The following is a 1363-nucleotide window of genomic DNA, read 5'->3' as shown; positions in this document are numbered from 1 at the left end:
CTCGACCCGGCAGCCGTGCGCCGCGCCGTGCGCCAGCGCCATCGCCGCCAATGGGCCAGCGCGGCGATGCTGCTGGTGGCACTGGGCATCGGTGGCCTGGGCGGCTGGCAGGCGCGCGAGTCGAGCCTGCAGGCGGGCCTCGCACCGATGGCCGATGCCGTGCAGGCGCACCGCCTGTTTGCCCAGTCGGGCACATTGGACCTGAACGTGCAGCGGCCGGGGCAATTGCAGGCCTGGCTGGGCGAGCACTTTGCCCAGGCAGGGCAGTTGCCGGACCTCTCGGCCTATGGTTTCACGCCGGTGGGCGCGCGGTTGCTCAGCAACGAGCAGGGGCCGGCGGCGCTGCTGCTGTTCCAGGATGCCAGCGGCGAGCGGGTCAGCCTGTTCCTGCGCTCGCCCGGCGAGCACTATGCGCGCATGCCTAGTGGCGAGCGGGTGGACGGCGAGTTGCAGGCCCGCTACTGGTCGCAGGGCGCCTACAACTACGCGCTGGTCAGCCCGGCAGCAGAGCCGCGTGCCGCGCAGTTGCGCCAGGCACTGGGGATTGCCCTGTAGCGGGTGCGAACAGGTCCATGAAGTGGCGTGCCTGCGGGGTGCTCTGCTCCCCCGGGCACACCATGTACAGGCCCAGCGGCGGGGTGTCGTGCAGGGCACAGAAGTGCACGCCGTCCTGGCGGTTGGCCCGCGCCGCCGCCTGCGGCACCAGGGCCACGCCGAACCCGCAGCCCACCAGGCTGACCAGTGTCTGCATCTGCGCCGCCTGCTGGCTGATGCGCGGGGTGAAGCCGGCGCGTTCGCACAGGCTCAGCATCTGCTGGTGAAAGCCGCTGCCCAGGGCCGGCGGGGTGAACACGAAATCTTCGTCTGCGGCCTCGCCCAGGTGCACCGGGCCACCGTGGGCCAGTCGGTGCCCGGCAGGCACCGCCAGCAGCAGCGGCTCGTCGAGGATCAGCCGGCTGTGCAGGCGCTCGCTCAGCCCCGGCAACTGGCGCATGAAGGCCACGTCCAGTTCACCACCCAGCACGCCCTCGGCCAGTTGCGCCGAGGGTTGCTGCTGCAGGCTCAGGCGCACCTTGGGCCACTGCGCGCGAAACCGGCGCAGGGCCTCGAGCAGCGGCGGGTAGCCGGCCAGTGCCAGGCTGCCGATGCGCAGGTGCCCGCTGACCCCGTCGGCCACCTCGCGGGCGTGTTCGGCGCCCTGGTCCAGCAGGCTCAGGGTGGCGCGCGCGGTCTCGACGAAGGCCTGGCCGGCGCCGGTCAGGCACACCCCGCGCGAGTGACGGACCAGCAGCGTGCAACCGAGCTTCTGTTCCAGCCGCGCAATCGCCTGGCTCAGCGGTGGCTGGGCCATGTGCAGGCGTTC

At 72.3% G+C, this 1363-nt stretch carries 2 protein-coding genes; one reads left to right on the top strand and one right to left on the bottom strand.

Going from position 1 to position 1363, the window contains the following annotated elements:
- The coding region (locus tag B4I46_RS15175; protein WP_286900817.1) for an anti-sigma factor family protein at positions 1–555 on the top strand (555 nt) is incomplete at its 5' end.
- Here B4I46_RS15175 and B4I46_RS15170 read toward each other — a convergent pair.
- Positions 494–1363 (bottom strand): LysR family transcriptional regulator (locus B4I46_RS15170; RefSeq protein WP_286900815.1); only part of this gene is annotated, 870 nt, incomplete at its 5' end. The two genes, B4I46_RS15175 and B4I46_RS15170, sit on opposite strands and share 62 nt — an antisense overlap.

This window comes from Pseudomonas sp. UBA7500 (genome assembly GCF_002478435.1).
Taxonomy (GTDB): Bacteria; Pseudomonadota; Gammaproteobacteria; order Pseudomonadales; family Pseudomonadaceae; genus Aquipseudomonas; species Aquipseudomonas palmensis.
This window is presented reverse-complemented; position numbering and strand designations above follow the sequence as displayed.